Genomic DNA, 26,156 nt, shown 5'->3' on the forward strand with positions numbered 1-26,156 from the left:
AGTTCAGTGTCCGCGGACCCTACAGGGGAGCACTGACAAGGCCTGAGCGCCAGCGGGCGAAGGCGCTGGGCCAGCGGCGCCCCAGCCCCTTACTCCCTGCCTCGCTCACTTCTCCGTCGGCTCGTTGCCCTCCCGCAGCCGCACCGCCAGCGCCAGCTCGTCCAGCGACCCCCGCCCCGGCATGAACCACCGGATCGTGCCCTGCGTCGAGCTGTCCACCCCGGACGCCTCGAAGCGCATTTTCCGCGCGAGGCCACTGGGCGAGTACCACGCGTCGTCGACGTGCCACTGCAAGGGGTTACGCCCCGCTTCGTTACTCCACGTCGCCTGGGCCCGCCGCGGATCCGCCGCCAGCCACTCGGTCATCTCGCGGCGCTCCGGCTTGCTGTACGGGCGGAACTCCAGGACCGCGCCTTCCTCGATCGCACCGGCGGCGACCAGGGTCGTCACTGCGTTCACCTTCCGCCCCCGAGCCTCGGCCGTGGCTACCTGGTAGTCCTCGTTGAGCGCCGGCGCCTTCTCCTCGGAGTCGAGCTTACGCAGGGCCGCACGTACCACTCGCTCAATCCGTTCCGTGTTCCGGACGGCGGCGATGATGTGGCTGGAAGTGCCGTACTCGTTGTCGATCGCATCGAGCACCCAGGACAGGGACTCACGGACCAGGTCGGGCACCTTGGTGAGTTCCGCCGCCCAGTCGCACTCCGGGTCCTCGATGGCCCGGGTGTCCAGACGGCGGTAGACAATGTGGGTGACGAGGAGGTCGCCGTAGAAAGCCGCCGCGTCGGCACGCCAGACCAGCCCTTCGCGGAGGGACTGCAGCTGCGCCCGGACCTCGCGGAGGAGCTCGACGCTGCGCCAGACCTTGAAGACGTTCGGTTCGGAGCCGAAGGTCTCCTGATAGTTGTGGTCCTCCCACAGCCCGGCAAGGTTGTCGTCGCGCTTGGCCACGGCGGCGAGCCGGGCGTTCGGACTGACGGCAGCGAGCGCCTCGGCGGCCTCGGTGATGGAGCAGCCGTGCGCCGAGTCGGGCACGGTCTCGCCGCGCTTGGTGACGTAACTGCGGTTAAGAAGCATGGCGAAGTCGTCGCGGAGCCTGATCTGCCCGGGGTCGAGGGACTTGAAGTCGCGCTCCTCGATGGGGTTCTGCGTGTTCGTGGTGGTGGTGACCTGGTCACCGAAGCCTGACGGGCAGTCTTCCAGCGAGATCAGGCGCACCAGGACCCGTCCGTCCTGCGCCGCGCCCGTGTCCTCGGTGAAGGCTCGGTAGATGGCACTCACCGTCTGCGCGCCGTTGACCACGCTGACGCCGGACAGCTGGAAGTTGCCCACTTTGCCGGGCAGTGCCCGGCCGATCGGCTGGATCGACTCGCACAGCATGGTGATGCCGTTACTGAAGTACCAGAAGTGCTCGGGCTCCTCCCGCAGAGTCTCCCTGATCTTGGAGTTGACGTCGCTCTCGTCGAGAGAGTCACGGATATTCCGGGCGAAAAGGCCGCGCCGGTGCTCCTCGTAGAGGTCGGCGAGGGCGGGGACGGTCATGGTGCCGTACATCGCCTTGTACGGCGTCGACTCCTGGCCGAAGCACTCCAACTGCACCTTGGTGTCGATCTTCGGTGCGGCGGAGTCGCCGAGAGTCGCGCGATGGAAGTCGCGCAGGTCTAGGACCTTGACTTCAACCATGTCGCGGACGACCTGGTTCTGCTCATCCTGCTTCATCTTGATTAGCTCGCGCACGCCGTCGCTGAGAGGCGCCTCGCGCATCAAGGCGAGCAGCAGGGTGATCTTCGGAGTGCCGCAGTCGTAGGCCCGCTCGATGTCGGGGACGAACGGCTGGAAGCGGCGGTTAAACCGGCCGAAGTTCCGGTCGAGCATCAGGTCCAGACCGTGGAACATCTTGTGCACCTCGGCCTCGCCGAAGCCTCCTTTGTTCTGGTCGCTCCACTTCGCCTGCACCAGACAGATTCGGGAGCGCGTGGTTCCTAAGTCCACGGCGATCGAGTCGAGGCCCTGATCGTCCTGCCCGTCGAAGACTCGTGTGGCGGCGACCCGGTCACTGCACGGGTGCTCGATCTGCGCGGCGAGCGCAGCCAGACCACGGCTCAGGAAAGCCTGATGGCGATTGGCCTCCGACAGGCGCGCCTGGTCCGACATGTCGATGAGGCCGGTGAAACGGTCCTCGATGGCCTTGCGGACGTACCCCACGTGCAGTTTGCTCACGATCCACCCCTGTCAATGCCTCAGATCGTCAACACCCTATCGGCGGAGGGTCCTTGTGAAGTTCCCCCCGCGCACCTACGTACATTCTGTGCATCGCAGTTGTCCGTCGGGGCCAACTATCGTGCTCAGTCACACTTTCACCCGGACGGGTGCACGCTCCCAGCGGATCGCCCCGCTGGGTGGCCGGGTCTCCAACAGAAGGAATATCCAGCGCGTTCGTTCGATTGGTCTCCATGCAGAGATTGCGGGAGGGGACCCCGATGGCCGAGCTGATGTTGTTCCGGCAGGACTCGGACGGGCGGGATGTCGAGCTGTCCGGTGCGACGGTGGCGCTGGAGGTCGAGCTGCAGCGGCGGGTCGAGGCCGGTCTGGAGCAGATGCTGGGCATCCGGTTCGTGGCGTCGGAGTACGCGACCGGTCCGTGGCACCGGGGGCGGATCGATACCTTGGGGCTGGACGAGAACGGCAGCCCGGTGGTGATCGAGTTCAAGAAGGGCTCCGACAGCGGGGTGATGTCGCAGGCCGTCTCGTATCTGGGCTGGCTGCGCTCGGCGCAGCACGAGTTCGAGGCGCTGGTCCGGAAGGTGCTGGGCGCGGAGGCCGCCGAGTCAATCGACTGGCGGCGACCGCGGATGGTCTGCATCGCGGCCGGCTTTTCCCACCACGACCGCGCGGCCGTGCAGTGGCTGCCCGAGCGCATCGACCTGGTGCGCTACCGGGTGTTTGAGGGCGGCCTGCTGAGCCTGGCCCTCGTCGACTCCTCGCCCGGCTCGCCGCGTGCCGCTTCGTCCCGGCGGAACCGGAGGCGGGGCTCGGTGGTCGACAGCGCACCGGCGGTACCGGCGGCTGCTTCGCCGACGAGTGCTGGCCTCGTTCCCGAGTGCCTGCGGGACCTGTACGGGGAGTTGGACGAGGCACTCACGGCGTGGAGCGAGGTCGAGGTCGCGGCCCTGCGGCACTACATCGCCTACCGGCGGCTGGTGAACGTGGCGTCAGTGATCTTCCGTCCGAAGCACGAGGCGATCCTCGTCTACCTCAGACTCGACCCGGAAACGGTCGAGCTGGAGGAGGGCTTCACCCGGGACATGCGCGGCATCGGACATCTCGGGACCGGAGACCTGGAGGTTCGCGTCGTCTCGGCGGCCGACCTGGAGAAGGCGGCGCCGCTCATCCGGCGGGCGTTCGAGGCTGCCTGACGCGACGAGAAGGGCGGCTGGTGCATCGGTACTCGATGCACCAGCCGCCCTTCGGCGTCTGCGGGCCGCCGGCCCCGGGCTCTCCGCTCTCATGCTCACGCCTCCGGTCCGGCCAGCTCGAAGTCGTCCTTCGCCAGCTCGGCTCGCAGCCGCTGCTCGGCGACGTCGGCGTAGTGCGCGGACAGTTCGACGCCCATGAAGCGGCGTCCCTCGCGCAGGGCCGCGACTCCTGTGGAGCCGCTGCCGGTGAACGGGTCGAGGACGACGCCGCCCTCGGGGCAGACCTGGACGAGCTGCTGCATGACCTCGACGGGCTTCTGGGTGATGTGGACCCGGCCCTTGCGGGGCTGGGAGGCGATGTAGTGGCCGGGCAGGTAGAGGTCGCGGGTGTTGTCGAGGGATCCCTTGACGCCCCAGATGATGAACTCCGAGTCCTGCTTCGGACCGCCCTTGCGAGGCCGGCTGGAGGGCTTGATCCACGGGATGGTGCCGCTCCAGGTCCACCCCGCCATCTGCAGGGCGTCGGAGGTGGTCGGCTCCTGACGCCAGTCGGTGAAGACCATGGCGACCGCTTGCTCGGTCGAGGCCCGGTACGCCTCGGTGAGCAGTTCGGTCAGCCAGGAGCGGTAGGAACGCTGGTCGCGGTTCTCGCCGGGGAAGTTGGCGAGATCGTGGGCGCTGTTGCTGGTGACGTACTTGGCTCGCGCGGTGCGGCCGGTGCGGTCCGAGCTGGTGCGTCCACCGGAATTGTACGGGGGATCGGTAATCACCCCGTGGACGCTCTCGTCGGGGAGGGACTTCAAAACGGTCAGGGCGTCGCCCCGGTGCAGCGTGTAGCTCATGAGGACCTCTCTTCGGGCACGGCGGATCCGGGCCCGCTCTGGACAGCGCTCAGCAGCGGTCGTTTCGGGCGGGGTTGTACCGGAGGTTAACGGCCAATTCCGGCCGCGCCTAAGGAGGTGCCCCCTGCCGCGGACCCCGGGTGGCAGTCGTTTGGTACGGCCGGGATCCGGGTCTACTGTCTCGCCTTGTCACCGGGCAGGAGACTCGCTCTGCCCCTGCTGACCTGTACATATCCGTGCTGTCTCGTCCAATCGAGCAGTGTCGGGGGCACGTTGACCATGCATCCCCGAGCGCCCCCGGAGGTCCCGATGCGCTGCCTGAGATTACGAGCGCGGCTGGCTGCCGCGTGTGACCTGAAACCCGCGTCCGGGAGCTATCAACTCCTCAGACCCGGGCCCCCGAGAGGCGGATGCACATCGGCGCGGTGCCGACGGCTTCCAACGAGAAGTCGGCACCGCGCCTCTACGAAAACCGAGGAGCCGCTGCGATGCAGCATGTCCTGATACACCCGCGCCCCGACCCACCACTGTCACCTGGCCGTCACCGCCATCCCGGTGAACGGCGGCGGCGATGAAGAAGGCGACGGGAGCCCTTGTCGGTCTCTGCGCGACCGGCTCGCTGCTGCTGGCCCTTCCGATCCTCGCCATCGGTGCCGGTACCGCGTCGGCTTCGTGCTCGACTGACACTGCACCGGGTGTGGATACCGTCGCCGTCGCCAAGCAGGTGAAGGCCATCCTGGATGGCGGCGACAAGGGCTCGGTCTCTGTGCCGGGCCTGGACGACCCGGCCGATCAGGTGCCCAACGCCAAGACGATCCAGGCCACGGGCGTCGCAATGAACATCCCCGCCCGGGGGCAGGTCGTGGCCCTGGCGACCGCCCTGCAGGAGAGCGGCCTGCGGAATCTGACCTACGGCGACCGCGACTCGCTGGGTCTCTTCCAGCAGCGGCCGTCGCAGGGTTGGGGTACGGCGAACGAGATCCTCGACCCGGTACACGCCTCGACCAAGTTCTACGAGGGGCTGCAGAAGGTCTCGGGCTGGCAGTCCCTGTCCGTCACCCAGGCCGCCCAGGCGGTGCAGAAGTCAGGCTTCCCCGAGGCGTACGCCAAGTGGGAGCCGCTGGCCACCGCCCTGCAGAAGGCCATCGAGCCTCTGTTGCAGGAGGCCGGCCACCCGTCGCCGAGTCCTTCGCCGTCCGACTCGGCCCACGCAAGCAGTCCTTCGCCCAGTACCGCAGGCCGCTGTTCGGCGGACGGGGACGGGACGGACTTCGGCACCATCCCTGCCGGTGCACTGCCGACCGAGTACAAGATCCCCGCCACTGCCTCACGAGAGGTTCAGACGGCGATCCGGTGGGCGTTGGGTCAGCTCGACACTCCGTACCAGTGGGGCGGGAGCTGCACCGACTCCCACGGCACCGACCCGATGGGCCGATGCGACTGCTCCTCCCTGATGCAGCAGGCGTACAAGGCCGCCGGGGTCACCCTGACGCGGACCACGTACACACAGGTCAAGGACGGCAAGGCGGTGTCGGCCGACGCCCTTCGTCCGGGCGACCTCCTCTTCACCGAGGGGTCGGCTGCCGTGCCCGAGCACGTCGGCATGTTCATCGGGCAGGGCCTGATCGTCCACGCGCCGCACACCGGCGACGTAGTTCGCATCACGACCCTCGCGTCGTGGAAGCCGCAGATTCTCGCGGCCCGCCGAGTCGTCTGACCGGCGCTTCCCTTCTCCCCCTTTCCTCGCACCGTCGCTTCGCCACAGCGGGCTTTGGCGCGCATTCAACCGAACTGGAGTTCGCAATGTTTCTCGCCGACCAGGCCATACAGCTCGCCTACGATCCCGGAATCAAGCCGAACGAGGGCGGTCTGCCGGGCCTGAACGTCCTCAAGCAGGTGATGGGCTCGATCAACCTCTTCGGTCTCATCGCCGTGGTCGGCGCCCTCGCCGTCAGCGCCGGTGTGTGGGCCTGGGGACACCACTCCGGCGGTCACCAGGCGGAGGCGAACGGCAAGAAGGGCGTGTTGGTGAGCGCCGGCGCCGCCCTCCTGCTCGGCGCGGCGAACGGCGTGGTGGCCTTCTTCAGCACGCTCGGGACGCAGGTCCACTGATGGTTCAGCACCCCACTCACCCCGGCGGCGCATCTCGCGTGCGCCGCCGGGCGCTGCTCGGCACCATCGGCCTGATGGTGCTCGTCGCCCTCGCCGGCCTGGCCGCGTACCTCACCCGCGACGGCAAAAGCACCTCCGAAACCCCTGCTACACCGTCGAGTTCACCCACCGCTGCCTCCCCACCCGCATCACCGCCCGAGCCGTTCACGCCGCGCACCCGTCCCCGTGACCTTCCGGTCCCGCCGAAGACCCGCGATCCGATCGCGTTCGGGAAGGCAGCCGCAGCAGCGCTGTGGTCCTACGACACCCGCGCGTACTCGCAGACCGAGCTGCGGGAGGCCCTTCACGGGTGGCTGACCGCGGAGACGAAGTACGCCGACCCGGCCTCGGTGGACAAGATCATCCCCTCGCCCGTGCTGTGGAAGGAGATGGCCGTCAACGGCCAGTTCGCCACCGCCAAGGTGCACGAGGGGCACTTCCCGCACGCGTTCACCCAGGCCCTTCAGGACGATCCCGGGGTGATCACCCAGGCGTACGTCTACGCCGTCACGGTCTCCGGGAGGCAGTCGATCGCCTGGAAGGGCTCGCCCGCCGGCGGTGCGGAGAGCCGTTCCACCACACTCGCGGTCCAGTGCCGCCCCGACCATCCCTGCGCCCTGGTCGGCGTCATGCCGTCCGTCGCGCCCTGACCCCCGTTCACGGAAGGAGGTACCGCCATGGATGTCTGCGGCATCCCCTTGATGGACAAGGTGTGCACCGCCGTCGACTTCGCCACGAACCCCGGTGGAACCGTCACCGACGGCCTCGGGGCCTGGATCGCGAAATCGGCGGGCGAACTGGCGGCCAGCGCGGCCGATCTCGCCGCCGAGGCCGTCAACAAGACGACCGCCATCGACCTCAACGCCGGGTGGTTCCGGGACAACTACGAGCTGCTGCTGCCCATCGGGCTCGCCCTGACCGTCGGCATCTTCTGTATCCAGATCATGTCCGCGGCCTGGCGACGTGACGAACGCGCCCTGGCTCAGGCGGCGTTCGGGACGATGACCGGCGTCCTCTTCAGCTTCTCCGCCATCGCCTTCACCACCGTCGCCATCACCGTGGTCGACGCTCTGTCCGACGGACTCTTCCAAGCGGCCAACTCGTCAGTCGACGACGCGATCCGCCGGGTGGTCAAGGTCGATCAGCTGGGCTCGATGTTCAGCCTCGGCTGGGGCGTGTCAGCACTGGTCGCCCTTGGATGTGCCATCGGCGCCTTCCTCTACTGGGGTGTCATGGTCGCCCGCAAGGTCGGCGTGCTCATCATGGTCGCCCTCGCCGTGTTCGCCGGAGCCGGCGGCGGCTGGGAGGTCGCCAAGCGGTGGCGACGCGGCTGGATCGAGGCCACCGCCACACTGATCGTCTCGAAGCTCCTGATGACCGTCGTCTTCCTGATCGGTGTCTCCGCCATGGGCAAAACCGACAGCACCGACGGGATGGCGGCCCTGTCCGACGCGATGGCGGGCATCGTCGTGATGGTCCTGGTGCTGCTCTGCCCGTACGCGACGTACAAGTTCGTCCACTGGGCCAGCGACGGCGGCGGCCACGACGACCTGCACCGCACCGGCGTCGCCGGCATGGCGGTCGCCGCGGGAGCAGCGAAGACCGCGGGCAGCCTGGCGATGCAGGCCAGCACCGGAACCCCCGCTCCGCAGGGCCCGAGCCAGGTCCCCGGTGCGGGCGCCGACGGCGTCGCCTCCGGCATCAACCCCTCCGGCGGCAACCTCAGCAAGGAGGGCATCGACGCCGGCCCGCCGAAGCCGCAGACCCGCTTCCGGTACGGCGAGGATTCGAACGCCGGCGGCGACAAGGGCCGGGCCCTGATCCAGCGACCCGGGATCCCACCGCTGATCTCGCGTCCCGGCGAGGACGAAACGGAAGGCTCCGAGGCGACCGTCCAGGGCGTCAGTGGCGGCTCCGACCATGTCGCCGGCACGTCGGCGCCGGGCGGCAGCGCGGCTTACATGGGCACCGTGCCGTCCACCGGCCCCGCGTCCTCGACCACGCCGCCGTCTTCCACCGGACCGTCGGCCACCGGTTCTCCGACGCCGACGAACTGGGTGTACCCCACCCAGCCACCGACGGGTTCCTGACCCACCACACCCGGGGGCGGGCCGTACTCCACGGCCCGCCCCATCCCGCCCGACCAGCAGAAGGGTTCCGCCATGACGCCCAGAAGAGCGCCCCGTGCCCCGTCCTCCGCCCGCTCTCACCGTCTGGAACCACCATGTCCGGCAAGCACCAGGCCCCTACAGCCACCGTGAAGTTTCCCCACCGGAGCAGGCGCGGCATCCTGCTCGGTCTGACCGCCCCGCAACTCATCGTCGCCGGCCTCACCGGGCTTCTCCTTCTCGCCGTGGTCCTCACCCGCGGCGTGGTCGGCGCTCTCCAGCTCATCCCCCTGTGGGCCGTGATCGCCCTTGCCGTCTTCGTCCGCCACCGTGGCCGTGCCCTGGCGGACTGGGCTCCGATCGTCACCCGGTACGTCCTGCGCCGGATGCGCGGCCAACTCGTCTGGCTCACCCGGCCCTCCCGTCGGCCGACCCGCGAAGGGCTCCTCCACCTTCCCGGCACCGCCGCCAGCCTGCGCGTGGTCACCGCCCCCGACGGTAGGTACGGCGCGGTCCACGACCCCCACAGCAGCACGCTGACCGCCGTGGTCAAGGTCTCCTCCCGCGCCTACGCCCTGCTCGACCCGGGCACCCAGCAGGCCAACGTCAACGGCTGGGGACGCGCCCTGGCCGCGCTCGCCCGCACCGGGCAGATCGCCCGCATCCAGGTGATCGAGCGCACCGTCCCGGACTCCGGCGACGCCCTGCGCCGCTACTGGGAAGAACACGGCCGGCCCGACGCCCCCATGGCCGGCGCGATCTACAACGAGCTGATCCAGAGCGCCGGCCCAGCGGCGGCCCCCCACGAGGCGTACGCCGCGTTGTCGCTGGACACCAAGGCGGCGCGACGGCTGATCAACCAGGCCGGCGGCGGCCTGACCGGCTCCTTCAGCGTCCTGGCGCAGCTCACCTCCACCTTCGACCAGGCCGCGCGGACCGCCGGGCTCAACCCCACCGGCTGGCTCACCGCCCGCGAGATCGCCGCCGTCGTACGCACCGCCTACGACCCCAAGGCCCTCGCGACGCTGGACCGCTGGTCCACCGCCGGCCGCCCCGAGGCCGAGCCCACCGCCGCCGGCCCCGTCGTGGTCGTCGAGAAGGCGGACCACATCGCGACCGACTCGGCCGTCCACTCCACGTACTGGGTGGAGAACTGGCCCCGGACCGAGACGTCGGCCGGCTTCCTGCACCAGCTCCTGTTCACCGGCGGGGTCCGGCGCACGCTGTCGCTCTCCTACGAGCCGAAGGGCCTGGACGCCGCACTGCGCGACGTCCAGCGCAAGAAGGCCAGCGTGATCGCCGATGCCGCCGAGCGGGCCCGGCGCGGACAGGTCGACTCCGAAGCGGACTCGATCGAGTACCAGGACATCAAGTCCCGCGAGCGCCAGCTCATCGCGGGCCACGCCGATGTCGCCCTGACGGGGCTACTGACCGTCTCGGCCGACTCCGAGGACGAACTCCGGTCCGCCTGCGCGGTCGTGGAGACCGCCGCCGTCGGCGCCCAGCTCGACGTCCGGCCGCTGACCTGGCAGCAGGCCGAAGCGTTCACCGCCGCCGCCATGCCGCTCGCGCTCGCCGCCTGACGCCGGCCTCCCCTTCCCCTCGAAAGAGCACCCTCATGTCCCGCACCGCCAGCCCGACCGCGCAGGACTTCGTGCCCTTCGCCACCGCCGCGCTCGACTTCCACCGCGCGCTCAACATCCCCGGCGGCCCCCTCGTCACCAGCCGCGCCGAGCTGGACGCCCTGCACGCCCACTTGGCCGCGCTGTACGGACTGCTCGATGCCCATGCCGCCCGCACCGGTCAGCTCGTGGCGAGCGAGGGCGACCAGCTACGCGCCGCCCGCACCCGGATCTGGCAGGTCGCCGACCACGTCCACGCCGCCTACCACGCGGCGCCCCGACCGGAGTCCGGCGAGTTGCCCGAACCCGAGGCGTGCCAGACCGGCCTGCCCGAAGGGGCGCCGGAACTGACCATCTGCCAGCGCCACCAGCGCACCGCGCAACTGATCCGCCGCCGCACCACCCCGGCCGACCTGCACGCGCCGTTCACCGGCCTCGTCCGCCGCTGACCAGCCCTGTCTGGAGAAACGTTCATGTCCCGCACCCGCGCCAGCGCCTCCCCCTTGTTCGTGCCGCACAAGGCGTCGCGTGCCGAGCAGAGGGCCGCCCGAGCCGGTTTCGCCGAGGCCCGCCGCAAGGCCCACCTCGCCGGAACATCGCCCAAGCACCACACCGAGGAGACTTTCGACCCGCAACTGCGGCCAACCTACCCGCCGGCCGGTCGTCCCGGCCCGGCCTCGGCCCGGGGTGGCAAGCTCAATCTGCCCGCCCACCGGATGACCACCGCCACGGCCAGCGGGGCCTATCCCTTCGTGGCCGAGGGCGGCCTGGGGGCGGAAGGCGTCTTCATCGGCCGTGATGTCCACGCGGAAGCCGCGTTCTGCTACGACCCCTTCTCGCTGTACAGCAGCGGCCGCATCGAGGGCTTCACGAACCCGAACGCGGTCCTCGCCGGGATCATCGGCATGGGCAAGTCGGCGCTGGCCAAGTCCATCGCCACCCGGTCGATCGCCCACGACTACCGGATCTACATCCCCTGCGATCCGAAGGGCGAGTGGACCGGTGTCGCGCAGGCCCTCGGCGGCTACAGCATCGCGCTGGGTCCAGGGCTGCCGGGCAGGTTGAACCCGCTGGACGCCCCGGCCCGGCCCGCCTCCATCAGCGAGGACGACTGGGCGACCGAGGTCCGAAAGCGCCGCCTGCTGCTCCTGGCCGGCCTGGCGCGCACCGTGCTGAAACGCGATCTCCTGCCGATGGAGCACACCGCCCTGGACCTCGCCCTCGACCTGGTCGTCGCCGAGGCAGCCGCCCGTGGCACGGTGCCCCTGCTCGGCGAGATCGCGCACACCCTCGGCTCGCCCGAACGCCTCGACCGGGCCCTCGGCCAACAGGCCGGACACCTGGGGCCCGCGGCCCAGGACCTCGCGCACGCCCTGCGCCGCCTGGTGCACGGCGACCTCAGCGGCATGTTCGACGCCCCCTCGACGGTGGCCTTCGACCCGAACACCCCGATGCTGTCCATCGACCTCTCCCGCCTCGGCGGATCCGGCGACGACACCGCCCTGGTCCTCGCGATGACCTGCGCGAGCGCGTGGATGGAGTCCGCCCTGGCCGACCCCGACGGCGGGCGACGATGGGTGATCTACGACGAGGCGTGGAGGCTGATGAGGCACATCGGCCTGCTGGAACGGATGCAGAGCCAGTGGAAGCTCTCCCGGGGACTCGGCATCGCGAACCTCATGGTCATCCACCGGTTGTCCGACCTGCTCTCGGCTGGGGATGCCGGCTCGCGCGGCCGGGTGCTGGCCGAGGGCCTCTTGGCCGACTGCTCCACCCGCATCATCTACCGCCAGGAGCCCGACCAGCTCGCCGCCGCCGCATCGCTGCTCGGCCTGACCGGCGTCGAGACCCAGGCGGTCTCCGTCCTGACCAAGGGCCGGGGCCTGTGGAAAGTCGCGGGCCGCAGTTTCATCACGCAGCACATCCTGCACCCAGCGGAGCGCGAGCTGTTCGACACCGACGCCCGCATGGCGGCTTAACCCAACCACCCTGACCTACAAGGGAGTTGCCTCTTGTCTTCAACCGTATCGCGGGTGAACCACGGAACTCGCGGAAACGTCCGGACACCGGCTGCGAGTCCGGGCGTCGACACACCGACCGCCGACTGGAACGACCGCCTCGCCGCCGCCCGGCCCGAGGAGTTCGAGGAGTTGTTCTCCACGGTCCTCACAGGAGACTTCGGCGGAGTGGCCCGACTGCACCAGGCTCTCGAAACCGCATCCGAGTGGTGCCGCGCTCACGGCGCCTGCGGCAGCGCCGCCGAACTGGGCGTCCTCGCGGAGCGCCTGGCCGATCTCGGAGAGGAGCTGCACCTCGTGGGCGAGGGCACCGGCCACGAGATCCGCTCGCATCGAGCGGCAGCGGCGGCCCGTACCTCTCCGGCCGTCTCGGTACGCGGGGCTTCCGCCGGTCCGCCGGCCGCTACGTCCGCTCCTCTGCCGCCGGCTCCCGTCCGCTCGCTGCCGTGCTCACGGTGAAGACCGGCACAGGAACAAGGATCGATCATGTCTACTTCTTCCACTTCTCCCGCATCGGCCGAGGACCAGCCGTCGGCGATCACCGATCACCTGGCGTGGCGGCGGCACCTCCCGGCACTGGCTTCCGCCGCCGACGGCATCAACCAGGCGTCCGATGCCTGGGACCTGGTCTCGGACTCCTTCTGTGACCAGGACGGCTGGCCCATCGACGAGGAGGGCTACGCGGACGGCAAGGTGAAGCGCGACGCCGAGGCGTGGAGGCACGCCGAGGTCTTCCTCGATCACGGGCCCGAGGTGCTGGCCGGGGTGCGAGCCGCCGCCGAGGGTTCCGATTACGTCGAGGGGCCGATCAGCGACGATCTCCGCCGGCTGCGCGGGATCGACACCACCCTGGTACGAGCGGGTCAACTCCGGCACGAGTGGGACCAGATCATGGCACTCATGGACGCCTCGCTCCCGGGCTCACGGAAGCTGTATCAGGAGCGTGCGGAGGAGCACCGCAACTCCGAGGGCTGGCACTACGCACACGAGCTGTCCTGCCAGGGCCCCGCGCTCGTCCGGGCTGCCGAGTACCTGGCCAGCCGGGTGGACGCCGAACAGCCCTCGCAGACCGAACGTGCGCGGGTGGCCCTCGCCCGGTCCGCTTCCGGGGCCCGCGGCGTCCTGCCCGCTTCGCCTCCTGCGCCGACGGCATCGAATCCGCCGGCCCCAGGTCGTTCCCGCTGACGCTCCTAGCACCGAGTCGCGGCAGCACCAAACCGACCGATCGCCGGATCCTCATGGACCACCGCTCCCTTCCAACCCCACCGCGTCGGCGGCTCATGCCGTCGGCCCGGGGCGCCCGGCAACGGAGAAAGCTCATGCACCCCGATAACGCACTAATCACCTTCGAGCAGGAGGGATCACGCGTCCTCGCGTGGATCAGCGCATCGCCCTCCCCGCCCGCGGACGACGCTGCCGAACGAGACCACCGGTACGGCTACCTCACCGCTCCCCTACGGCAGCGCGGCCTGGAGTGCACCGTCGAGTACGGCCTCAGCGACTACATCGTCCACGCTGAGCTTCCCGACGGCAGTGCACTGATCATCTCGCCGCCGCAGGAACCACCGTCCGAGCACCCCGAGTCCCCCGAGAGCTGGATGGTCACCCGCCACCGGTCTACCGAGCCCACGGTGTACGAGTTGATCTACGACTCGGCGCTCGACGGGCCCCACGCCCGGCACGGCGGCAGCGTCCCGGCTCTGCTCGCCGCCGTCGACACGCGCCTGGACCAACTCGGCGTGCCGTCGCGACGCGAGCAGAGGCGAGCTGCCGAGGAACGCGCCGCCGGCTCGGTGCTCCACCGCGCGGGCTTCGTCCCCGCCGTCACATTCGGCGGTGAGCACTACTACCGGCTGCCTTCGGCCATGACCGACCCGGCCGAACAGCGCCTGTTGGTGACCCGGGCCTTCGACTTGCTGCAGGTCGAGGGCTTCCGCATCGCCTGCGACCCGGCGCTCCTGGAACCCGGCCTTCCTCTTCGCCGGGCCCACGAGACGAGTCTCGGCGACCGTCTCGGACGCCTGGCCCAGTCCATCCAGGCGGCGACGCACACGAGCGAGGCGGTCGCCGCGCTGAGTGAGCTGACTGCTCCCGGCGACGGCGTTCTCCAGCGGGTCGTCGAGATCCTCGACACGACGGCCGACTGGTGGCAGGACTTCGGCGACACGGCCGATCACCGCTACGCGGACCACCTGCGCCTGATCGCGGAGGGCCTGGGCTCCTACGCGGTCGAGCTTCGAGCAATACGCGGCGACCTGGCTGACCGCCACATCGCCCACCCCGGGAGGGCTCGGGGACAGCCGGAGCGGACCGGCCCCTCTTCCTCTGCCTCACCACGGGTGAACGCTGCTCTCGCACCTTCACCGTCGGCCGGACAGCGCACGGTCCCTGTCCGCCCACCGACGGAATCGTCCGCGCAGACCGTGTTGCCGTCCGCACGCCCCTCGTCCGCACCCGGTCGCTGACCACCCACCGTCTCGGAGTCCCCAGTGCACCGCACCGGCAGAAGCGATTCACCCCTCGACCACAACTGCGCCCGAGCCCACCCCGGATGGATCCGCCATGCCCAGCCCCTACGACGCGTCGCCTGATCTCACCTTCGGCCACCACCCCGTCTACGGCATCGTCGCCGCGAACCCGAAGAACCTCGCAGCCAGCACATGGATGTTGAAGGGGTTCGACTTCCACCCCGTTCCGGACCAGCCCACGCTGTACGCGCTGGCCGATGAGGAGCGTGACGGACCGGACCGTACGGCCCGGGCAGTCGCGTTGCTGCGCAAGTCCGGCTTCCGGGTCGACGTGGACGCCGCGTTCGATCCCTCGCTGGCACCCGATGCGGCACCCGCCCACGGCCGGGTCCCGTTCGGTGAACCCGATGTCGCCTTCGCCGAGCATCCGCGGCTCGGCATCGTCGCGGCCATCAACGACCGTGCCTCCGAGCTCACCGGACTTGCCCTGATGGAACACGGCTGGCGGCACAACCCGGGCTTGGACATCTACACGTTGCCTGCCACGACCGACCGTGACGAGGCCCTGGGGAAGGTCGCCGGAGCCACGGTGTCCCTGCACCGGTCCGGCGTTCGGATCGCGGTGCAGCCCCGCCTCGCTCAGGACGTAGCAGCGCGCACCCGCACTGCTGCCGCGACAACCGCGTCCCGTGAGCGCGGCCAAGGCGCCCCCGGCGCATCTCCGGTCACTGCCGCCGCGCTCGCAGCCAGCCCGGCCCGTGCCGGCCTCCCGGGCAAGGCACCGGTCCCCGCACCCGGCGCCCCCGCTGCGGCGGCGCGGCCGGTCGACCCCCGCATCGCGTTCTCCCGCACCCGCTGATCCAACTGCCGTAAAGAGAGATTTCCATGACCGTGAAGACCATCTGGTCGATCAACCACACCTGCGGTCACCAGGCCGATCGCGACCTGTCCGATCGGGCAGCCGACCGCCGGGCGGGCTTCGCCGAGTGGCTCGCCAGGCAGGAGTGCACCAACTGCTGGCGTGCCTCCAAAGAGGGCGACGAGCAGGACAAGGCCGCGTGGCTCAAGGCCAAGCGGGCCGAAGAGCAGGCCGAGTCCGAAGCCTGGTCGGAGCAGTACCGGATGCCTCCTCTGGAGGGGACCGAGCGGGCCGTCGCCTGGGGCGTGCGCTGTCGTCACCAGGTCCTGGCCGCCGCCTACACCGCCCTGGTCCTCGAAGCCGAAACCACCGAGACGGAGTGGGAGGGAATCGAGGAGACCGCTCGTACCGTCACCCGCGCCGGATGGTGGATCGACCAGCGCTCTTCCGAGCCGGACGACCTCACCGAGCTGCTCCAGGCCGCCACCGAGGCCGACCGGCCGACCGAGAATCCCCACTTCTGACAGCCCGGTGTCCCGCTGCGGCGGGACACCAGTCCCCTTCTTCCCGTCGGCGATCTGGGCGCCCCGGGTGAGCACCGGCCTCTAGCAGCGATCTTCGGCCGGTCCAAATCTCAGAATCTGCGGGCGCTCTCCCCGACGCCCACCCACGGGCCCTCGTCCCGCCGCCCGTCTCCGAGCCGGGGCACCAGCCCGCCGCTCCAGACCCGCCCCCGTACTCAGGAGGCCCACGTGCCTGCTCCTTCGATCACCATTACCTCCGAGTTCAGCGGCAGCGTCGTGGCAAAGGGCGCCACCGACGATCTCTCCGCCTCGCTCCTGAAGCACGCCGGCTTCCATCAGATCGACGACTGGTACGGCCGACGCCATCGCCTTCCCACCACCACCCCGCCCGCCGACCAGGTCGCCATAGCCACCCACGCAGCCGAGATGCTCCGCGCCGCCCGCTACGGTGTCGACCTCGCCCCCGCCCTGGACATGGCCCGGACGAGCACTCCGGCACACCCCCTCGGGCCCTATGCCGCCGGAGCGGAACTCCTCCAGCTGACGGACCGAATCAGGTCGGCCGAGAACGGGGCCGATCTCCAGCGAGCGGTCGACCACCTCCTTCACCCCGAGCACGGCGCTCTGGAGCGCGTGCGGAAAGCGCTGGAAGCAGCGGGCGAACAGATCAACGACCTCGACGACGAGGCGTACGCGCTTGCCGACCGGTTCGGCTTCGCCTCGGAGTTCGTCAGCTCGGCGCAGTCGGAACTCGTCGACTTCGAGGTCGAGCTGCGCCGTGTCGGCAACGCACAGCAGCCCCAGACCGAGACGCGAACGCACTCCCCGAAGCTGCCCGACCATCAGGGCGTCGCTCTGGCCACGTCACCGGCTGCGGCGAAAGCCAAGGTCTCCCCGGCCCCCGGCGTCGAAGCGGCACATTCCAGCGCGGCCGTACGCCCGCCGCGCGTCCCTGGTCCGCGGCAGTAATCCGGCACCCACCCGGCTTGGTCGCCCAGGACAACCGCCAAGGAGCACTCGTGCCCGAGTTCTATCCGAGCATCGGCGACGCCGTCGGCGCCGCAATGCAACACAACATCCGGCTCGCCCACGGCCCCGACAAGCCACTGCAGGTCCGTCACCTGCCCAGCGCCTCCGCCGACCCGTACTCCGTCCCCGGGATGATCGCCCGTCTCACCGACGACGCAACGCCCGACGAGGTTGTGGGGATCATCGAGGAGGTCAACGGTGCGTTGGTCGGGGCTCTCCCTCAACTGACCGAACTCGTCGCCGCTGCCGCCGACTGGACCCGTGTCCGTCTGGCGTTCGACGACCCGCACCACAGCCCCGCCTTCGAGACCTGGGCACGGCTGGCCGCCGCCCACGGGCTGCTCCGGGACGTTCAGGAGCAGTTGGACATCGCTGAGGACGGGATCGCGGCATGCCCCGCCGCGCACACCGACCCCAGGCACCACGAGACGGTCAACGTCCTCCGGACCCGGGAACTGCTCGACGACGTCCTCGGTACCGGCACGGTCCCCGTACCGGCTTCCGCCTGGGATCCCGAAGCAGACCGGAAGCGTGCCGCCCGTACCTCCTCGCCACAGGCCGGCCCCCGACAACCGTCGTCGCCGACCAGCACCCCGCCGACCGCCCCGCCGCTCCCGCCCACGGCACGCCCCGCCCGCCGCCCCCGCTGAACGTTCCGCTCGATCCGCAAGGAATAGGCCCGTGAGCTGCACGAGAGCCGAGCGCGCCCCGCCCCCACCCGCTCGCACACCCAAGGAATCGCCGTGCCCTCCCCGCGCACCAGCGCGCCCTCGACCACCACCGGGTCGGACGCGCTCCTCTACCTCCTGTTCGGCGTCCTCGGCGCCGCCATAACCTTCGGCTCCCTCGCCTGGCTGACCGGCAACCTCACCAACGCCGCCGTCGGCAGCGGAGCGTGGGCCCCGTTCCGCGCCACCGACGCCCTGTTGCACCCCGAGGTGCTGTGGCCAACCCTGAGCACCACCGCCCTGCTGGTCGGCACCCGCGTCGTCCCCGGCCTGCTCGCCCTGGCCCTGACCACCACCGGCCTGGTGCTGTGGATGCGCTGGCGCTCCGGCTCCAAGAGCGGTCTCGCCCGCAAGAGCGACCTGGCACCGCTGCTGGACAAGGAGATCACCGCCAAGGCCAAGAGCCTGCGGCCGTCCCTCAGCGACCGGGAGCGTAAAAGAGGTCGCTCCAGCTGACCGCGGCATCCTGCTCGGCACCCTCGCCCCGGGACGGGCCGAGGTCCGCGCTTCCTGGGAGGACGTGATCGTCGCGATCATGGCCCCGCGAAGCGGGAAAACCTCCGGACTGGCGATCCCCGCGATCCTTTCGGCACCCGGACCGGTCCTGCTCACCAGCAACAAGGCTGCGAACGACGCCTTCACCGCCACGGTGGACGCCCGCGCCGAGGTCGGCACGATCTGGACCCTCGACCCGCAGCAGATCGCTCACCACCCGCGCGAGATGTGGTGGGACATCCTGGCCGACGCCCGCGACCTGACCGGGGCGAAGCGGCTCGCCGGGCACTTCGTCGCCGCGAGCGTGGACGAGTCGAGCGGCTCCGACTTCTGGTCCACCGCCGCGAGCAACACCCTCGGCGCCCTGTTCCTGGCCGCCGCCAGCCACCGGCGGCCCATCACCGATGTCCTGGCCTGGCTCGCCATGCCGGCCGACCGGACCCCGGTGGACCTGCTCACCGATGCCGGTCACGACGCGGTCGCCGCCCAGCTCCAGGGCACCGTGTCCGGCGCGACCGAGACCCGCGACGGAATCTTCGAGACAGCGAGGCAGTACGCGAGCTGCCTGCTCGATCCGGACGTCGCCGCCTGGGTCACGCCGAACGAGGACCTCCCCGAGTTCAAGCCGCTCGCCTTCGCCACGTCCCGCGACACCCTGTACCTGCTCAGCAAGGACGGCGGCGGCAGTGCGAGCGCGATCATCGCGGCGGCGGCCGACTCCGTGATGCGCGCGGCCGTGATCGTCGCCGAGCGCTCCGGCGGACGGCTCGACCCGCCCGCCCTGTGCGTCCTAGACGAGGCCGCCAACGTGTGCCGCATCGCGGATCTCCCTGACCTGTACAGCCACCTGGGCAGCCGGGGCGTCATCCCCCTGACGATCCTGCAGTCCTACCGGCAGGGTCAGCGATGCTGGGGCGAGGCTGGCATGGACGCCCTGTACTCCGCCGCCACGGTCAAGATCATCGGATCGGGCATCGACGACGCCGACTTCGCCGACCGCCTCAGCAGGCAGGTCGGTGACCACGACGTCCAGACCACCTCGGTGTCGACGAGCGAGAGCGGCAAGTCCACCTCGGTGAGCATGCGCACCGAGCGGATCCTGCCGCCCGACGCGATCCGCGCTCTCCCGAAGGGCAAGGTGCTGCTCCTGGCCACCGGCATCCGGGTGGCCATGCTCAACCTGAAGCCCTGGTACAAGCAGCCCTCCGCCAAGGTGGTCGGACCGGCCTCCGTCCGCGCCACGAAGGCGATCACCAAGCGGGCCCTGGCGAAGAGCATCGGCCACGACGACTTCGGGCTGTCGGCATGAGCGCGCCCACACCGCGTCCCGAACAACTGCCGCCCTCACCGGTCGTTCTGTGCGACGGCCGGTGGTGGCTGGTCAGCAGGACCGGCTCGATTCCCGCCTCCGATCCCGCATTCACCGCCGTGCTGGACGACTTCGCCCAGGCGATGGCCGCTGCCGACCGGGCGGTCGCCGACCTCCACACCCGGCAGAGCGAGTCCTCCGCCTCCGACCCGGGTCACCGGCGATGAACCCGCTACTGAGTGCGGAGCAGGCGGTCCTCGGCTCCGTGCTCCTCGACCCGAACCAGCTCTCGCGCCTGGACTGGCTCGCCCCGGATCACTTCTACCGCCCAGTCCACCAAGCGCTGTTCGGCGCGCTCCGCAAGCTCCGAAGCGACGGCCACCCCGCAGTCGGAGCCGACGGGCCGGTGCCTCTGTCATGGGTGACCGACGCGGTCGGCGAGGCCGGCCTCCATGTCCGGGGGCTGACCGCGGTGTACGCCCACACTCTGACCCAGGCATGTCCGCGCCCCGAGCATGCTCCGGTGTACGGCCGCATGGTGCTGGAGGGAGCGATCCACCGCACCGTCGCCCAGCACGCGATCCGTCTTCACCAGGTGGCTCGGGCCGACGCCCTGCAGGGTGAGGTCGAGGGAGCACTGCGCTCTGCGGATGTCTTGGCCGGGGTACTCACCGACCTTGCGCGACGTTGGGGAACCGACCCACGTCCGGTCCCGCCCGCCGCTGCGCCGGCCACGATTCCCCCGCCGGTTCGGGCTGACCAGGTCGCCGAGGACGAGCGGTTCCTCCTGGCCGTCCTCGCCGAGCAGCCGAGGGCCATGGACGAGGTGGTGGCCTGGCTGCGGCCGGGGGACTTCGCTGATCCGGGCCATGAGCAGCTCTACCGCTGCCTCGGCGCGCTGCACCATCGGGGCGAACCCATCGACCGGATCACCCTGCTCTGGGAGGCCCAACGGCGCGGCCTCCTGGCCGACGGCTCGCTGTCGGGCGAGCAGCTCACCGCCATCTGCGACAGCGTGGGTGCCGGCAGCGCCGAATGGCTCGGGGAACGGGTGATGCGCTCTTCGCTCACGCGTACCGCAGCCGCCTCCGCGCGTGCGGTCCGGGTTCTGGCCGAAGACGAAGTCCTGGTTCCCGGTCCGCTGATCAACCACGCCCTGCACGCGCTCGGTCCGCTCGATGAGGTGCGCGCTCGCTGGGAGACCGCGAACGGCCGACCGGCTCCGAAGACGCCGGCCTCCGCACCTTCGCCGGACGGACCACCTCCTGCCCGGGTGCACGCCGCCCTCACCCGCAGCACGCCGCAACCAGCCCCGCCACCCCCGGCCCGAACCGGCCCCCGCCCCGCGCCGGCCGCCGCCCGGCCGCCCTCTCGCGCCACCTCTGACGCCCCTCAGCGTCCAGCCCATCGCTAGCTCTCCCTCTTGGAGTTCGCCTTGTTCGACACTTCCTCCTCCGACGCCCTGGCCCTTCGCGCCACGGCATTGGGTTTCGATGCCGTGCGCGGCAAGCTCCCGGTCGCCGGAGGTCCTCACCGCTCACTCGACAGCGTCACCGTCGTCCGCCAACTCTCCGAACTCAGCACGCTGATCGCGCGGGGCCGGTGACATGCCCACCGCCCTCGTGCGTCCTCCGCTGATCGGGTCTCTCTGCTCGGGGTACGGCGGCCTCGACCTGGGAGTGCAGTCTGTCCTCGGCGGCACGCCGGCCTGGCATGCAGAGGTCGATGCAAACGCCTCGCGCATCCTGGCCCGCCACTGGCCCGGCATCCCAAACCTGGGCGACATCACGACCGTCGGCTGGTCAACCGTCCCCCGGGTATGCGTCCTGACGGCCGGCTTCCCCTGTCAAAGACGTCTCGGTCGCCGGCCGCCGGGCCGGACTCAACGCCCAGACCCGCTCCGGGCTCTGGCTGCACGTCGCCCGTGCGGTCCAGGCCCTCCGACCCTGCCTGGTTGTGATCGAGAATGTGCGCGGCCTCCTCACCTCCCCCGCCGGTTCCGCTGGCGACGTGGAACCCTGCCCGTGGTGTCTGGGAGACACCCCAGGTCAGCCTCCTCTGCGGGCACTCGGTGCCGTACTCGGATCCCTGGCCGACCTCGGGTACGACGCGAAGTGGCTCGTGCTTCGCGCCTCCGATGTCGGAGCCCCGCACCGACGCGAGCGAACCTTTCTCACCGCCTGGCCCGCCGGACACCCTGCTCAAGACGCCTACCAGCAACATCGGCAAGAACGGCGGCTCGCAGCACCCTGCCAAGAGGAAGAGCGGAGGCCACGGCCCGAACCTGGCCGACGAGGTCGAGTGGCTCCTGTTGCCGACCCCGAAGGCGTCGGACGGGAGCAAGGGCTCGCCCAACCAGCGGCACGGCAACGGGGACATGACCCTGCCGAGCGCGGCGGCGTCGCTGCTGCCCACCACGAGGGCCGGCGACACGGGCACCCCGGGCCGTCGCCCCGGCAAGGGGTGGCGCCCTCCCTTGTCGGCGACGGCCCTGCCGCTCTGGACGGAGTCTCCCCCGGGAGCCGCGGGACAGACCGGCGATGGGGAACGTACGCAGCCGCCATCACCCGATGGGAGAGGCTCACCCGCCCCGCACCCGACCCCACCGACGCGGCCGGCCGGCTCCGCGCCGACTTCGTCGAGTGGATGCAGGGTCTCGACGCCGGCTGGGTCACCGCCACCCCGGGGCTCGGACGCCCGGCACAGCTCACCGCGCTCGGCAACGGCGTCGTCCCCCAGCAGGCCTCCCGGGCTCTGCAGTTGCTGGCGCCTCCTTTCCCACGCTGCCCCCGCTGCACGGCCGTGTAGCGCCCCACTACTGGGCTTTCCCGGCCGGACCAAACCACGGTTTCTCCGGATCCTCTCGGGCATGTCGCCGTCTCACAGATGGAGCACGCTCCCATGTCCGACACCAGCCCGACCGCCTCCACCCCCGAGCCGTTCCGCGTTTCCGACGGGGACCTCGACGACCTCGCCAGCACCCTCGCCAAGACCATGGCCGAGGTCAGGCAGCACGGCGTCATCCTCGACCGCCTCGGCTCCGAGCCCGATCCCGTCCCCGCTGCCGGCCAGCCCACGGACGGTGCTCCGGAAACCGGGGCGGCCGACCCCGAGCAGTCGGACGGCCCGGCCTCGGTGTTCATCCTCGCCCTGGGCGGGGAGGCGTACGCCGTCGAACTCGCCGCGCTCAGCGACTGGGTGAACTACCTCTTCCTCCCGGTGTACGGCCGGGAGATCAGCACGACGCGTCCGTGGTGCGCGCAGTGGTACGAACACTCGGAGGCCGTCGCCCGACTCCACGCGCTCTGGCTCGCGTGGCAGCAGTTCACCGATACGGAGGCCGGCCTGTCCGGTCCTTCGACCTGGCACCGCGACCACCTGGACCAAGCGCTGATGCACCTGCGCGCCCCCGACGGGCCCTTCGCGGCGTGTACGACGAGCACCAGCCGCCCCAACCACCGTGTGCTGGCCACCCCGGCGCCCGAGCAGTCAGGGGTGGCGGCGTGAACGACGCCTTCGACTTCGATTTCGGAATCGACGAACTCGCGCCCGCCGACGCCGCCTCCGAGGAGGCGGCGGAGATGTTCTGGTCCGGTGAGCTGACGGCCCTGTCCCAGCACCACACCACGCCGAACGGCTCCCACAGCTTCGTCGTCGCCCACGACCGGTCGGTCACCTGGGGAATACCCGGCGCGCCGCAGGTGGTTGCGATCGCGGTCGCGCGGGATCTCAGCCGGCTCACGTTCACCCTGGAGACGAGCTACCACGCCACGGTGCCCTTCGCCCAGAACTGGCTGGTCGAACGGGGCTGCCCTCCCGAGCGGATCGCCTTGGTCGGCGACGACTACGTGAAGCCCGCCGACGACCTCACTCTCCAGGTCGAACAGCAGATCCGGGAGTCGGGCACTCGCTACGAGGTCCTCGACACCCACACCTCGGACTCCGACCCGTGCGAGACATGGACGCTGGCCCGTGACTCCCGAGCCGATCAAGCACCGGTTCGAGTTTTCCTCGAAGAGTGGGACCGCGACTCCGGCACGTACACGATGCGCGAGGGCGCCTTCGCCGACGTGGGCGCCGCCCGCTCCTGGTTGGACGACCGCGGCGACCCGCTGCCAGAACCACCGGAATACAGCGATCACAACGGCGCCGTCGTCCGGGCCCGCATCGCCCTCGCCCGGTCGGCCGGCGCTCCCGCGACACCGAAGGCCGGTTTCGACGCCCCCCGCACGCCCCCGGCGGAACCGGCCCAGCGTCCGGTGCAGGGGCGGCTGTTGTGAGCCGCGCCCGCTTCGCCTTCGCCGCGCACCCCGACGCCATCGCCGACCTGCGCGAGCTTCCCGATGAGATCCGTGACTTGGCGCTGCTGGAACTGCAGAACCTGGTCCACGGAAGTGATGACTGCCTGCCGTTGAAGGGCCGACTCGCCGGCTTCCACAAGGTCTATGTCGACCCTTCCGTCGCCTACCGGATGGTCATCCAGTTCCGTCCGGCCCCGCCGACCTCGACCCACATGCGCGAGATCTACCTCGTCGCCGCCGGAAGCCGGAAGGACTACGCGGTCTACCGCTCGGCCCACTTGCGCACCGGCGCCCAGCAGAACGTCGAGACCGACTCCGCCACCGAGGCCCGCGTGCAGGCCGCCCGGTCCCGGTCGTCGCTCGCCGTCGACCGACCGTCGGCGGGTCAGGCAACTCCCCCAGCAGCAGCCCCGTCCCCGGCGGCCGCTCCCCGAAAGGTTGTCCACCGATGACCACCGACCGCACTCCCCTGACCCGTGCCGAACTGGCGGATCTTCTCACCGACGCCGCGCAGAGCGTCTCCGGCATCCTCACCGCCGAGTACCCGACGGCCGCCGGCCGCTCCTACCTGCACCCTGTGCTGGGCGCGCTGTCGGCCGGGCCCCAGGTGGTCGGCGAGCTGAACGACCGCCTCGAAGGGTTCGTGGCCGCCGAGCCGCGCCCCGCCACGTCGGCGGGCCTGTTCACCCTGGCCTCTTATGCCTCCGCACTGGGGTGGCTCACCGAGTCCTTCGCCGAGCTGACCGCCTCGGTCGATCAGATCTGCACCCGAGTGGGCATCCCCACCGAGCCTCGCAACCCGGTCTTCGCCGCGCCCGACGGCGCCGAACGGGACGACGAGTTCGACTTCGCGTTCAGCGCGCTGGAGCTGGCGGCGATCCGCACCGCGGCCGCGGCCGCCGGCCTGGCGCCGGACGACTACGTCGAGGTCCTCTCCGAGTCGCTGCTCGCCGCCTCCCGGATCACCGACGCCTGCATGGAGATCTCCAGCGGCCTACTCGAAGACGCCGGGTACGTCCTCGACGAGGCAACCGACCACGTCTGGCTCGGGGACGGCCCCGAAAGCCTGCCCACCCTGGTCCGCTCTCTGCTCGCCCGGATGGAGGCGACGGAGTGAACCCGCACGACGCGACCGAGCGGCCCGGATCCCACATGGTCGCCGAGGTGTTCGGTGTCGAGGGCGTGAGAGCCGGAGCCGTCTCGCCGCTGTCCGACGCCTGCGTGCGCTCCAACCGTTGGTTCCCGCCGCGCACGCGGGCGCGTTCCCCTCCTACCTGCCCGGAGCTTCGACCATGCGCGTCCCTGATGATCCGTACCGCTACCAGGAGGTCCTGGTCAGTCCCATGTACCTGGCCGGTTCCGACGGGACCGGAGACGCCGGCTTCGCCCCGGTCGCCCACTGGCCGCACCACTACCTCGACGAGGGCCCCTGCCAGCTCGTCGTCACCTCACCCGACCAGAGGATTCGGATCGGCTGGTTCGGCGATGACTTCGAGCTGTGGAAGATCACCGCAGCCGCAGAGGCCGTCTCCGCACCCCGCTGGACTGCGACCTTCAACCACGTCACCCCGGCCGAGATCGTCGCCGGCCTCGCCACCGCTCTGGCCCACGACTACGCCCAGGCCGACGCCTACGACGGCAACGGACGCTTTCTGGCGGAGCCGTCGCTCTACTGGGCCGACGCCGTCCAGCCTCTGACCGACGCCGGCTGGCGTCGTGAGGCCGGCGAGCGTGGCACCGTCGAGATCGTCGCCCCCGACGGACAAGCAGGCGTCCTGATCGACAACCGTCTCTCCGGCTGGGACGACGAGACCGTCACCCTGTGGGCCGGCCCACCGGGCTGGGGCACTCGGGCGGAGGCGGTGTTCACGGCCCGCACCCCATCCCGCCTGATCGCCGCGACGGCAGCCGTCATGGCGGAGTCGGCCCCAGTAATCCGCGAACGGCACCAGATCAACCGCAGGATGGAGCACCTGGTCACGCTGACCCCGGTCGGCCACATCGCCGATCCCCAGCTCCCTCGCGCTCCAACCCCACTCGACGTTCGCCGCACCGCTGTCGTCCAGGCCGTCCACCGCGCCGCGCGCACCGCGCGCACCGCAGCAGACCTCCGGGTGATGGCCGCCCGCAGCCGCACCGCAGGTGCGGCGCAGAACCGGTCCGGCAACTACGCGACCGCCGCCGCAACCACGCCGTCGGCCATCTCGTCGGCTCCACGGCACAGCCGCTAATTCCTGGACCGGGCCTTCCGGGACACCACCTCGGGCCCAAGCCGCGCCCCCGAACCAC

At 70.6% G+C, this 26,156-nt stretch carries 26 protein-coding genes and 3 pseudogenes; 27 read left to right on the forward strand and 2 right to left on the reverse strand.

What is annotated here, in order from left to right; all coding sequences use genetic code 11:
- Positions 1 to 105 precede the first annotated feature (105 nt).
- The gene (locus KUM40_RS38740) at positions 106 to 2,217 is read right to left on the reverse strand and encodes an AIPR family protein (RefSeq protein ID WP_308401335.1); all 2,112 of its coding nucleotides are present in this window, start codon (positions 2,215 to 2,217) and stop codon (positions 106 to 108) included.
- A 260-nt stretch (positions 2,218 to 2,477) separates the two neighbouring features.
- Here KUM40_RS38740 and KUM40_RS38745 point away from each other — a divergent pair, with 260 nt between their 5' ends.
- Positions 2,478 to 3,413, forward strand: coding sequence for a DUF5655 domain-containing protein (locus tag KUM40_RS38745; protein ID WP_217171047.1), 936 nt, complete (start codon positions 2,478 to 2,480; stop codon positions 3,411 to 3,413).
- 95 nt (positions 3,414 to 3,508) lie between these two features.
- Here KUM40_RS38745 and KUM40_RS38750 read toward each other — a convergent pair whose 3' ends face one another.
- A complete protein-coding gene (locus tag KUM40_RS38750) occupies positions 3,509 to 4,255 on the reverse strand; it encodes a site-specific DNA-methyltransferase (protein WP_217171048.1) in 747 nt (248 codons plus the stop codon).
- A 571-nt stretch (positions 4,256 to 4,826) separates the two neighbouring features.
- Between KUM40_RS38750 and KUM40_RS38755 the strand changes: the two genes are divergently transcribed.
- From KUM40_RS38755 to KUM40_RS38880, 26 genes and pseudogenes are all read left to right on the forward strand, one after another.
- A complete protein-coding gene (locus tag KUM40_RS38755) occupies positions 4,827 to 5,972 on the forward strand; it encodes a C40 family peptidase (protein WP_217171049.1) in 1,146 nt (381 codons plus the stop codon).
- Between the two features lie 86 nt (positions 5,973 to 6,058).
- The gene (locus tag KUM40_RS38760; protein WP_217171051.1) at positions 6,059 to 6,367 is read left to right on the forward strand and encodes a DUF6112 family protein; all 309 of its coding nucleotides are present in this window, start codon (positions 6,059 to 6,061) and stop codon (positions 6,365 to 6,367) included.
- Entirely contained in the window at positions 6,367 to 7,056 is a 690-nt protein-coding gene (locus KUM40_RS38765; RefSeq protein WP_217171052.1) for a hypothetical protein, read from the forward strand. Before KUM40_RS38760 ends, KUM40_RS38765 begins: the two co-directional genes overlap by 1 nt.
- Positions 7,057 to 7,083: 27 nt before the next feature.
- Positions 7,084 to 8,496 (forward strand): ATP-binding protein, encoded by a 1,413-nt coding sequence (locus tag KUM40_RS38770; RefSeq protein ID WP_217171053.1) that lies wholly within the window; start codon positions 7,084 to 7,086, stop codon positions 8,494 to 8,496.
- 134 nt (positions 8,497 to 8,630) lie between these two features.
- Positions 8,631 to 10,097 (forward strand): SCO6880 family protein, encoded by a 1,467-nt coding sequence (locus KUM40_RS38775; RefSeq protein WP_217171054.1) that lies wholly within the window; start codon positions 8,631 to 8,633, stop codon positions 10,095 to 10,097.
- Between the two features lie 35 nt (positions 10,098 to 10,132).
- Entirely contained in the window at positions 10,133 to 10,585 is a 453-nt protein-coding gene (locus KUM40_RS38780) for a DUF6238 family protein (protein ID WP_217171055.1), read from the forward strand.
- A gap of 24 nt (positions 10,586 to 10,609) precedes the next feature.
- Entirely contained in the window at positions 10,610 to 12,115 is a 1,506-nt protein-coding gene (locus KUM40_RS38785; protein WP_217171056.1) for a type IV secretory system conjugative DNA transfer family protein, read from the forward strand.
- Positions 12,116 to 12,169: 54 nt separating this feature from the next.
- Entirely contained in the window at positions 12,170 to 12,613 is a 444-nt protein-coding gene (locus KUM40_RS38790; RefSeq protein ID WP_217171057.1) for a hypothetical protein, read from the forward strand.
- Between the two features lie 27 nt (positions 12,614 to 12,640).
- Positions 12,641 to 13,339 carry a hypothetical protein gene (locus tag KUM40_RS38795; protein ID WP_217171059.1) on the forward strand — a complete coding sequence of 233 codons (699 nt, stop codon included), beginning with the start codon at positions 12,641 to 12,643 and terminating at the stop codon, positions 13,337 to 13,339.
- Positions 13,340 to 13,473: 134 nt separating this feature from the next.
- Entirely contained in the window at positions 13,474 to 14,619 is a 1,146-nt protein-coding gene (locus tag KUM40_RS41920) for a hypothetical protein (protein WP_254396327.1), read from the forward strand.
- 97 nt (positions 14,620 to 14,716) lie between these two features.
- The gene (locus tag KUM40_RS38810) at positions 14,717 to 15,481 is read left to right on the forward strand and encodes a hypothetical protein (RefSeq protein ID WP_217171061.1); all 765 of its coding nucleotides are present in this window, start codon (positions 14,717 to 14,719) and stop codon (positions 15,479 to 15,481) included.
- 26 nt (positions 15,482 to 15,507) lie between these two features.
- Entirely contained in the window at positions 15,508 to 16,005 is a 498-nt protein-coding gene (locus KUM40_RS38815; RefSeq protein WP_217171063.1) for a hypothetical protein, read from the forward strand.
- A 228-nt stretch (positions 16,006 to 16,233) separates the two neighbouring features.
- Entirely contained in the window at positions 16,234 to 16,974 is a 741-nt protein-coding gene (locus KUM40_RS38820; protein ID WP_217171065.1) for a hypothetical protein, read from the forward strand.
- A gap of 50 nt (positions 16,975 to 17,024) precedes the next feature.
- Positions 17,025 to 17,684, forward strand: coding sequence for a hypothetical protein (locus KUM40_RS38825; protein ID WP_217171066.1), 660 nt, complete (start codon positions 17,025 to 17,027; stop codon positions 17,682 to 17,684).
- Positions 17,685 to 17,777: 93 nt separating this feature from the next.
- A pseudogene (locus KUM40_RS38835) lies at positions 17,778 to 19,566 on the forward strand (type IV secretory system conjugative DNA transfer family protein).
- Complete coding sequence (locus tag KUM40_RS38840; RefSeq protein WP_217171071.1) at positions 19,563 to 19,793, forward strand: hypothetical protein; 231 nt, start codon at positions 19,563 to 19,565, stop codon at positions 19,791 to 19,793. The pseudogene KUM40_RS38835 and the gene KUM40_RS38840 overlap by 4 nt, the downstream one beginning before the upstream one ends.
- A complete protein-coding gene (locus KUM40_RS38845; RefSeq protein ID WP_217171073.1) occupies positions 19,790 to 20,980 on the forward strand; it encodes a DnaB-like helicase N-terminal domain-containing protein in 1,191 nt (396 codons plus the stop codon). The genes KUM40_RS38840 and KUM40_RS38845 overlap by 4 nt, the downstream gene beginning before the upstream one ends.
- Before the next feature lie 21 nt (positions 20,981 to 21,001).
- The gene (locus tag KUM40_RS38850; protein WP_217171245.1) at positions 21,002 to 21,172 is read left to right on the forward strand and encodes a hypothetical protein; all 171 of its coding nucleotides are present in this window, start codon (positions 21,002 to 21,004) and stop codon (positions 21,170 to 21,172) included.
- Position 21,173: 1 nt separating this feature from the next.
- Positions 21,174 to 21,347, forward strand: a pseudogene (locus KUM40_RS41925) (DNA cytosine methyltransferase); the annotation flags it as partial.
- Positions 21,348 to 21,468: 121 nt separating this feature from the next.
- A pseudogene (locus KUM40_RS41930) lies at positions 21,469 to 21,708 on the forward strand (DNA cytosine methyltransferase); the annotation flags it as partial.
- Positions 21,709 to 22,212: 504 nt separating this feature from the next.
- The gene (locus KUM40_RS41935; protein ID WP_254396328.1) at positions 22,213 to 22,374 is read left to right on the forward strand and encodes a hypothetical protein; all 162 of its coding nucleotides are present in this window, start codon (positions 22,213 to 22,215) and stop codon (positions 22,372 to 22,374) included.
- 93 nt (positions 22,375 to 22,467) lie between these two features.
- The gene (locus KUM40_RS38860) at positions 22,468 to 23,073 is read left to right on the forward strand and encodes a DUF4913 domain-containing protein (protein ID WP_217171074.1); all 606 of its coding nucleotides are present in this window, start codon (positions 22,468 to 22,470) and stop codon (positions 23,071 to 23,073) included.
- Positions 23,070 to 23,846: a glycosyl hydrolase gene (locus KUM40_RS38865; RefSeq protein WP_217171078.1), complete on the forward strand. Its 777-nt coding sequence runs from the start codon at positions 23,070 to 23,072 to the stop codon at positions 23,844 to 23,846. The genes KUM40_RS38860 and KUM40_RS38865 overlap by 4 nt, the downstream gene beginning before the upstream one ends.
- Positions 23,843 to 24,319, forward strand: coding sequence for a hypothetical protein (locus KUM40_RS38870; protein ID WP_217171079.1), 477 nt, complete (start codon positions 23,843 to 23,845; stop codon positions 24,317 to 24,319). Before KUM40_RS38865 ends, KUM40_RS38870 begins: the two co-directional genes overlap by 4 nt.
- Positions 24,316 to 24,984, forward strand: a complete 669-nt coding sequence (locus tag KUM40_RS38875; RefSeq protein WP_217171080.1) for a hypothetical protein — start codon at positions 24,316 to 24,318, stop codon at positions 24,982 to 24,984. Before KUM40_RS38870 ends, KUM40_RS38875 begins: the two co-directional genes overlap by 4 nt.
- 175 nt (positions 24,985 to 25,159) lie before the next feature.
- A complete protein-coding gene (locus KUM40_RS38880) occupies positions 25,160 to 26,098 on the forward strand; it encodes a DUF317 domain-containing protein (protein WP_217171081.1) in 939 nt (312 codons plus the stop codon).
- Positions 26,099 to 26,156 lie beyond the last annotated feature (58 nt).

The sequence above is a fragment of the Streptomyces sp. AC512_CC834 genome, from assembly GCF_019049325.1.
In the GTDB taxonomy this organism is placed as follows: domain Bacteria; phylum Actinomycetota; class Actinomycetes; order Streptomycetales; family Streptomycetaceae; genus Streptomyces.

What these genes read in the sequence shown, in the direction of transcription:
- KUM40_RS38745 (WP_217171047.1), top strand. Translation starts at nt 2,478, where the DNA reads ATGGCCGAGCTGATGTTGTTCCGGCAGGACTCGGACGGGCGGGATGTC.
- KUM40_RS38750 (WP_217171048.1), bottom strand. Translation starts at nt 4,255, where the DNA reads ATGAGCTACACGCTGCACCGGGGCGACGCCCTGACCGTTTTGAAGTCC.
- KUM40_RS38755 (WP_217171049.1), top strand. Translation starts at nt 4,827, where the DNA reads ATGAAGAAGGCGACGGGAGCCCTTGTCGGTCTCTGCGCGACCGGCTCG.
- KUM40_RS38760 (WP_217171051.1), top strand. Translation starts at nt 6,059, where the DNA reads ATGTTTCTCGCCGACCAGGCCATACAGCTCGCCTACGATCCCGGAATC.
- KUM40_RS38765 (WP_217171052.1), top strand. Translation starts at nt 6,367, where the DNA reads ATGGTTCAGCACCCCACTCACCCCGGCGGCGCATCTCGCGTGCGCCGC.
- KUM40_RS38770 (WP_217171053.1), top strand. Translation starts at nt 7,084, where the DNA reads ATGGATGTCTGCGGCATCCCCTTGATGGACAAGGTGTGCACCGCCGTC.
- KUM40_RS38775 (WP_217171054.1), top strand. Translation starts at nt 8,631, where the DNA reads ATGTCCGGCAAGCACCAGGCCCCTACAGCCACCGTGAAGTTTCCCCAC.
- KUM40_RS38780 (WP_217171055.1), top strand. Translation starts at nt 10,133, where the DNA reads ATGTCCCGCACCGCCAGCCCGACCGCGCAGGACTTCGTGCCCTTCGCC.
- KUM40_RS38785 (WP_217171056.1), top strand. Translation starts at nt 10,610, where the DNA reads ATGTCCCGCACCCGCGCCAGCGCCTCCCCCTTGTTCGTGCCGCACAAG.
- KUM40_RS38795 (WP_217171059.1), top strand. Translation starts at nt 12,641, where the DNA reads ATGTCTACTTCTTCCACTTCTCCCGCATCGGCCGAGGACCAGCCGTCG.
- KUM40_RS41920 (WP_254396327.1), top strand. Translation starts at nt 13,474, where the DNA reads ATGCACCCCGATAACGCACTAATCACCTTCGAGCAGGAGGGATCACGC.
- KUM40_RS38810 (WP_217171061.1), top strand. Translation starts at nt 14,717, where the DNA reads ATGCCCAGCCCCTACGACGCGTCGCCTGATCTCACCTTCGGCCACCAC.
- KUM40_RS38815 (WP_217171063.1), top strand. Translation starts at nt 15,508, where the DNA reads ATGACCGTGAAGACCATCTGGTCGATCAACCACACCTGCGGTCACCAG.
- KUM40_RS38840 (WP_217171071.1), top strand. Translation starts at nt 19,563, where the DNA reads ATGAGCGCGCCCACACCGCGTCCCGAACAACTGCCGCCCTCACCGGTC.
- KUM40_RS38845 (WP_217171073.1), top strand. Translation starts at nt 19,790, where the DNA reads ATGAACCCGCTACTGAGTGCGGAGCAGGCGGTCCTCGGCTCCGTGCTC.
- KUM40_RS41935 (WP_254396328.1), top strand. Translation starts at nt 22,213, where the DNA reads ATGCAGGGTCTCGACGCCGGCTGGGTCACCGCCACCCCGGGGCTCGGA.
- KUM40_RS38860 (WP_217171074.1), top strand. Translation starts at nt 22,468, where the DNA reads ATGTCCGACACCAGCCCGACCGCCTCCACCCCCGAGCCGTTCCGCGTT.
- KUM40_RS38875 (WP_217171080.1), top strand. Translation starts at nt 24,316, where the DNA reads ATGACCACCGACCGCACTCCCCTGACCCGTGCCGAACTGGCGGATCTT.
- KUM40_RS38880 (WP_217171081.1), top strand. Translation starts at nt 25,160, where the DNA reads ATGCGCGTCCCTGATGATCCGTACCGCTACCAGGAGGTCCTGGTCAGT.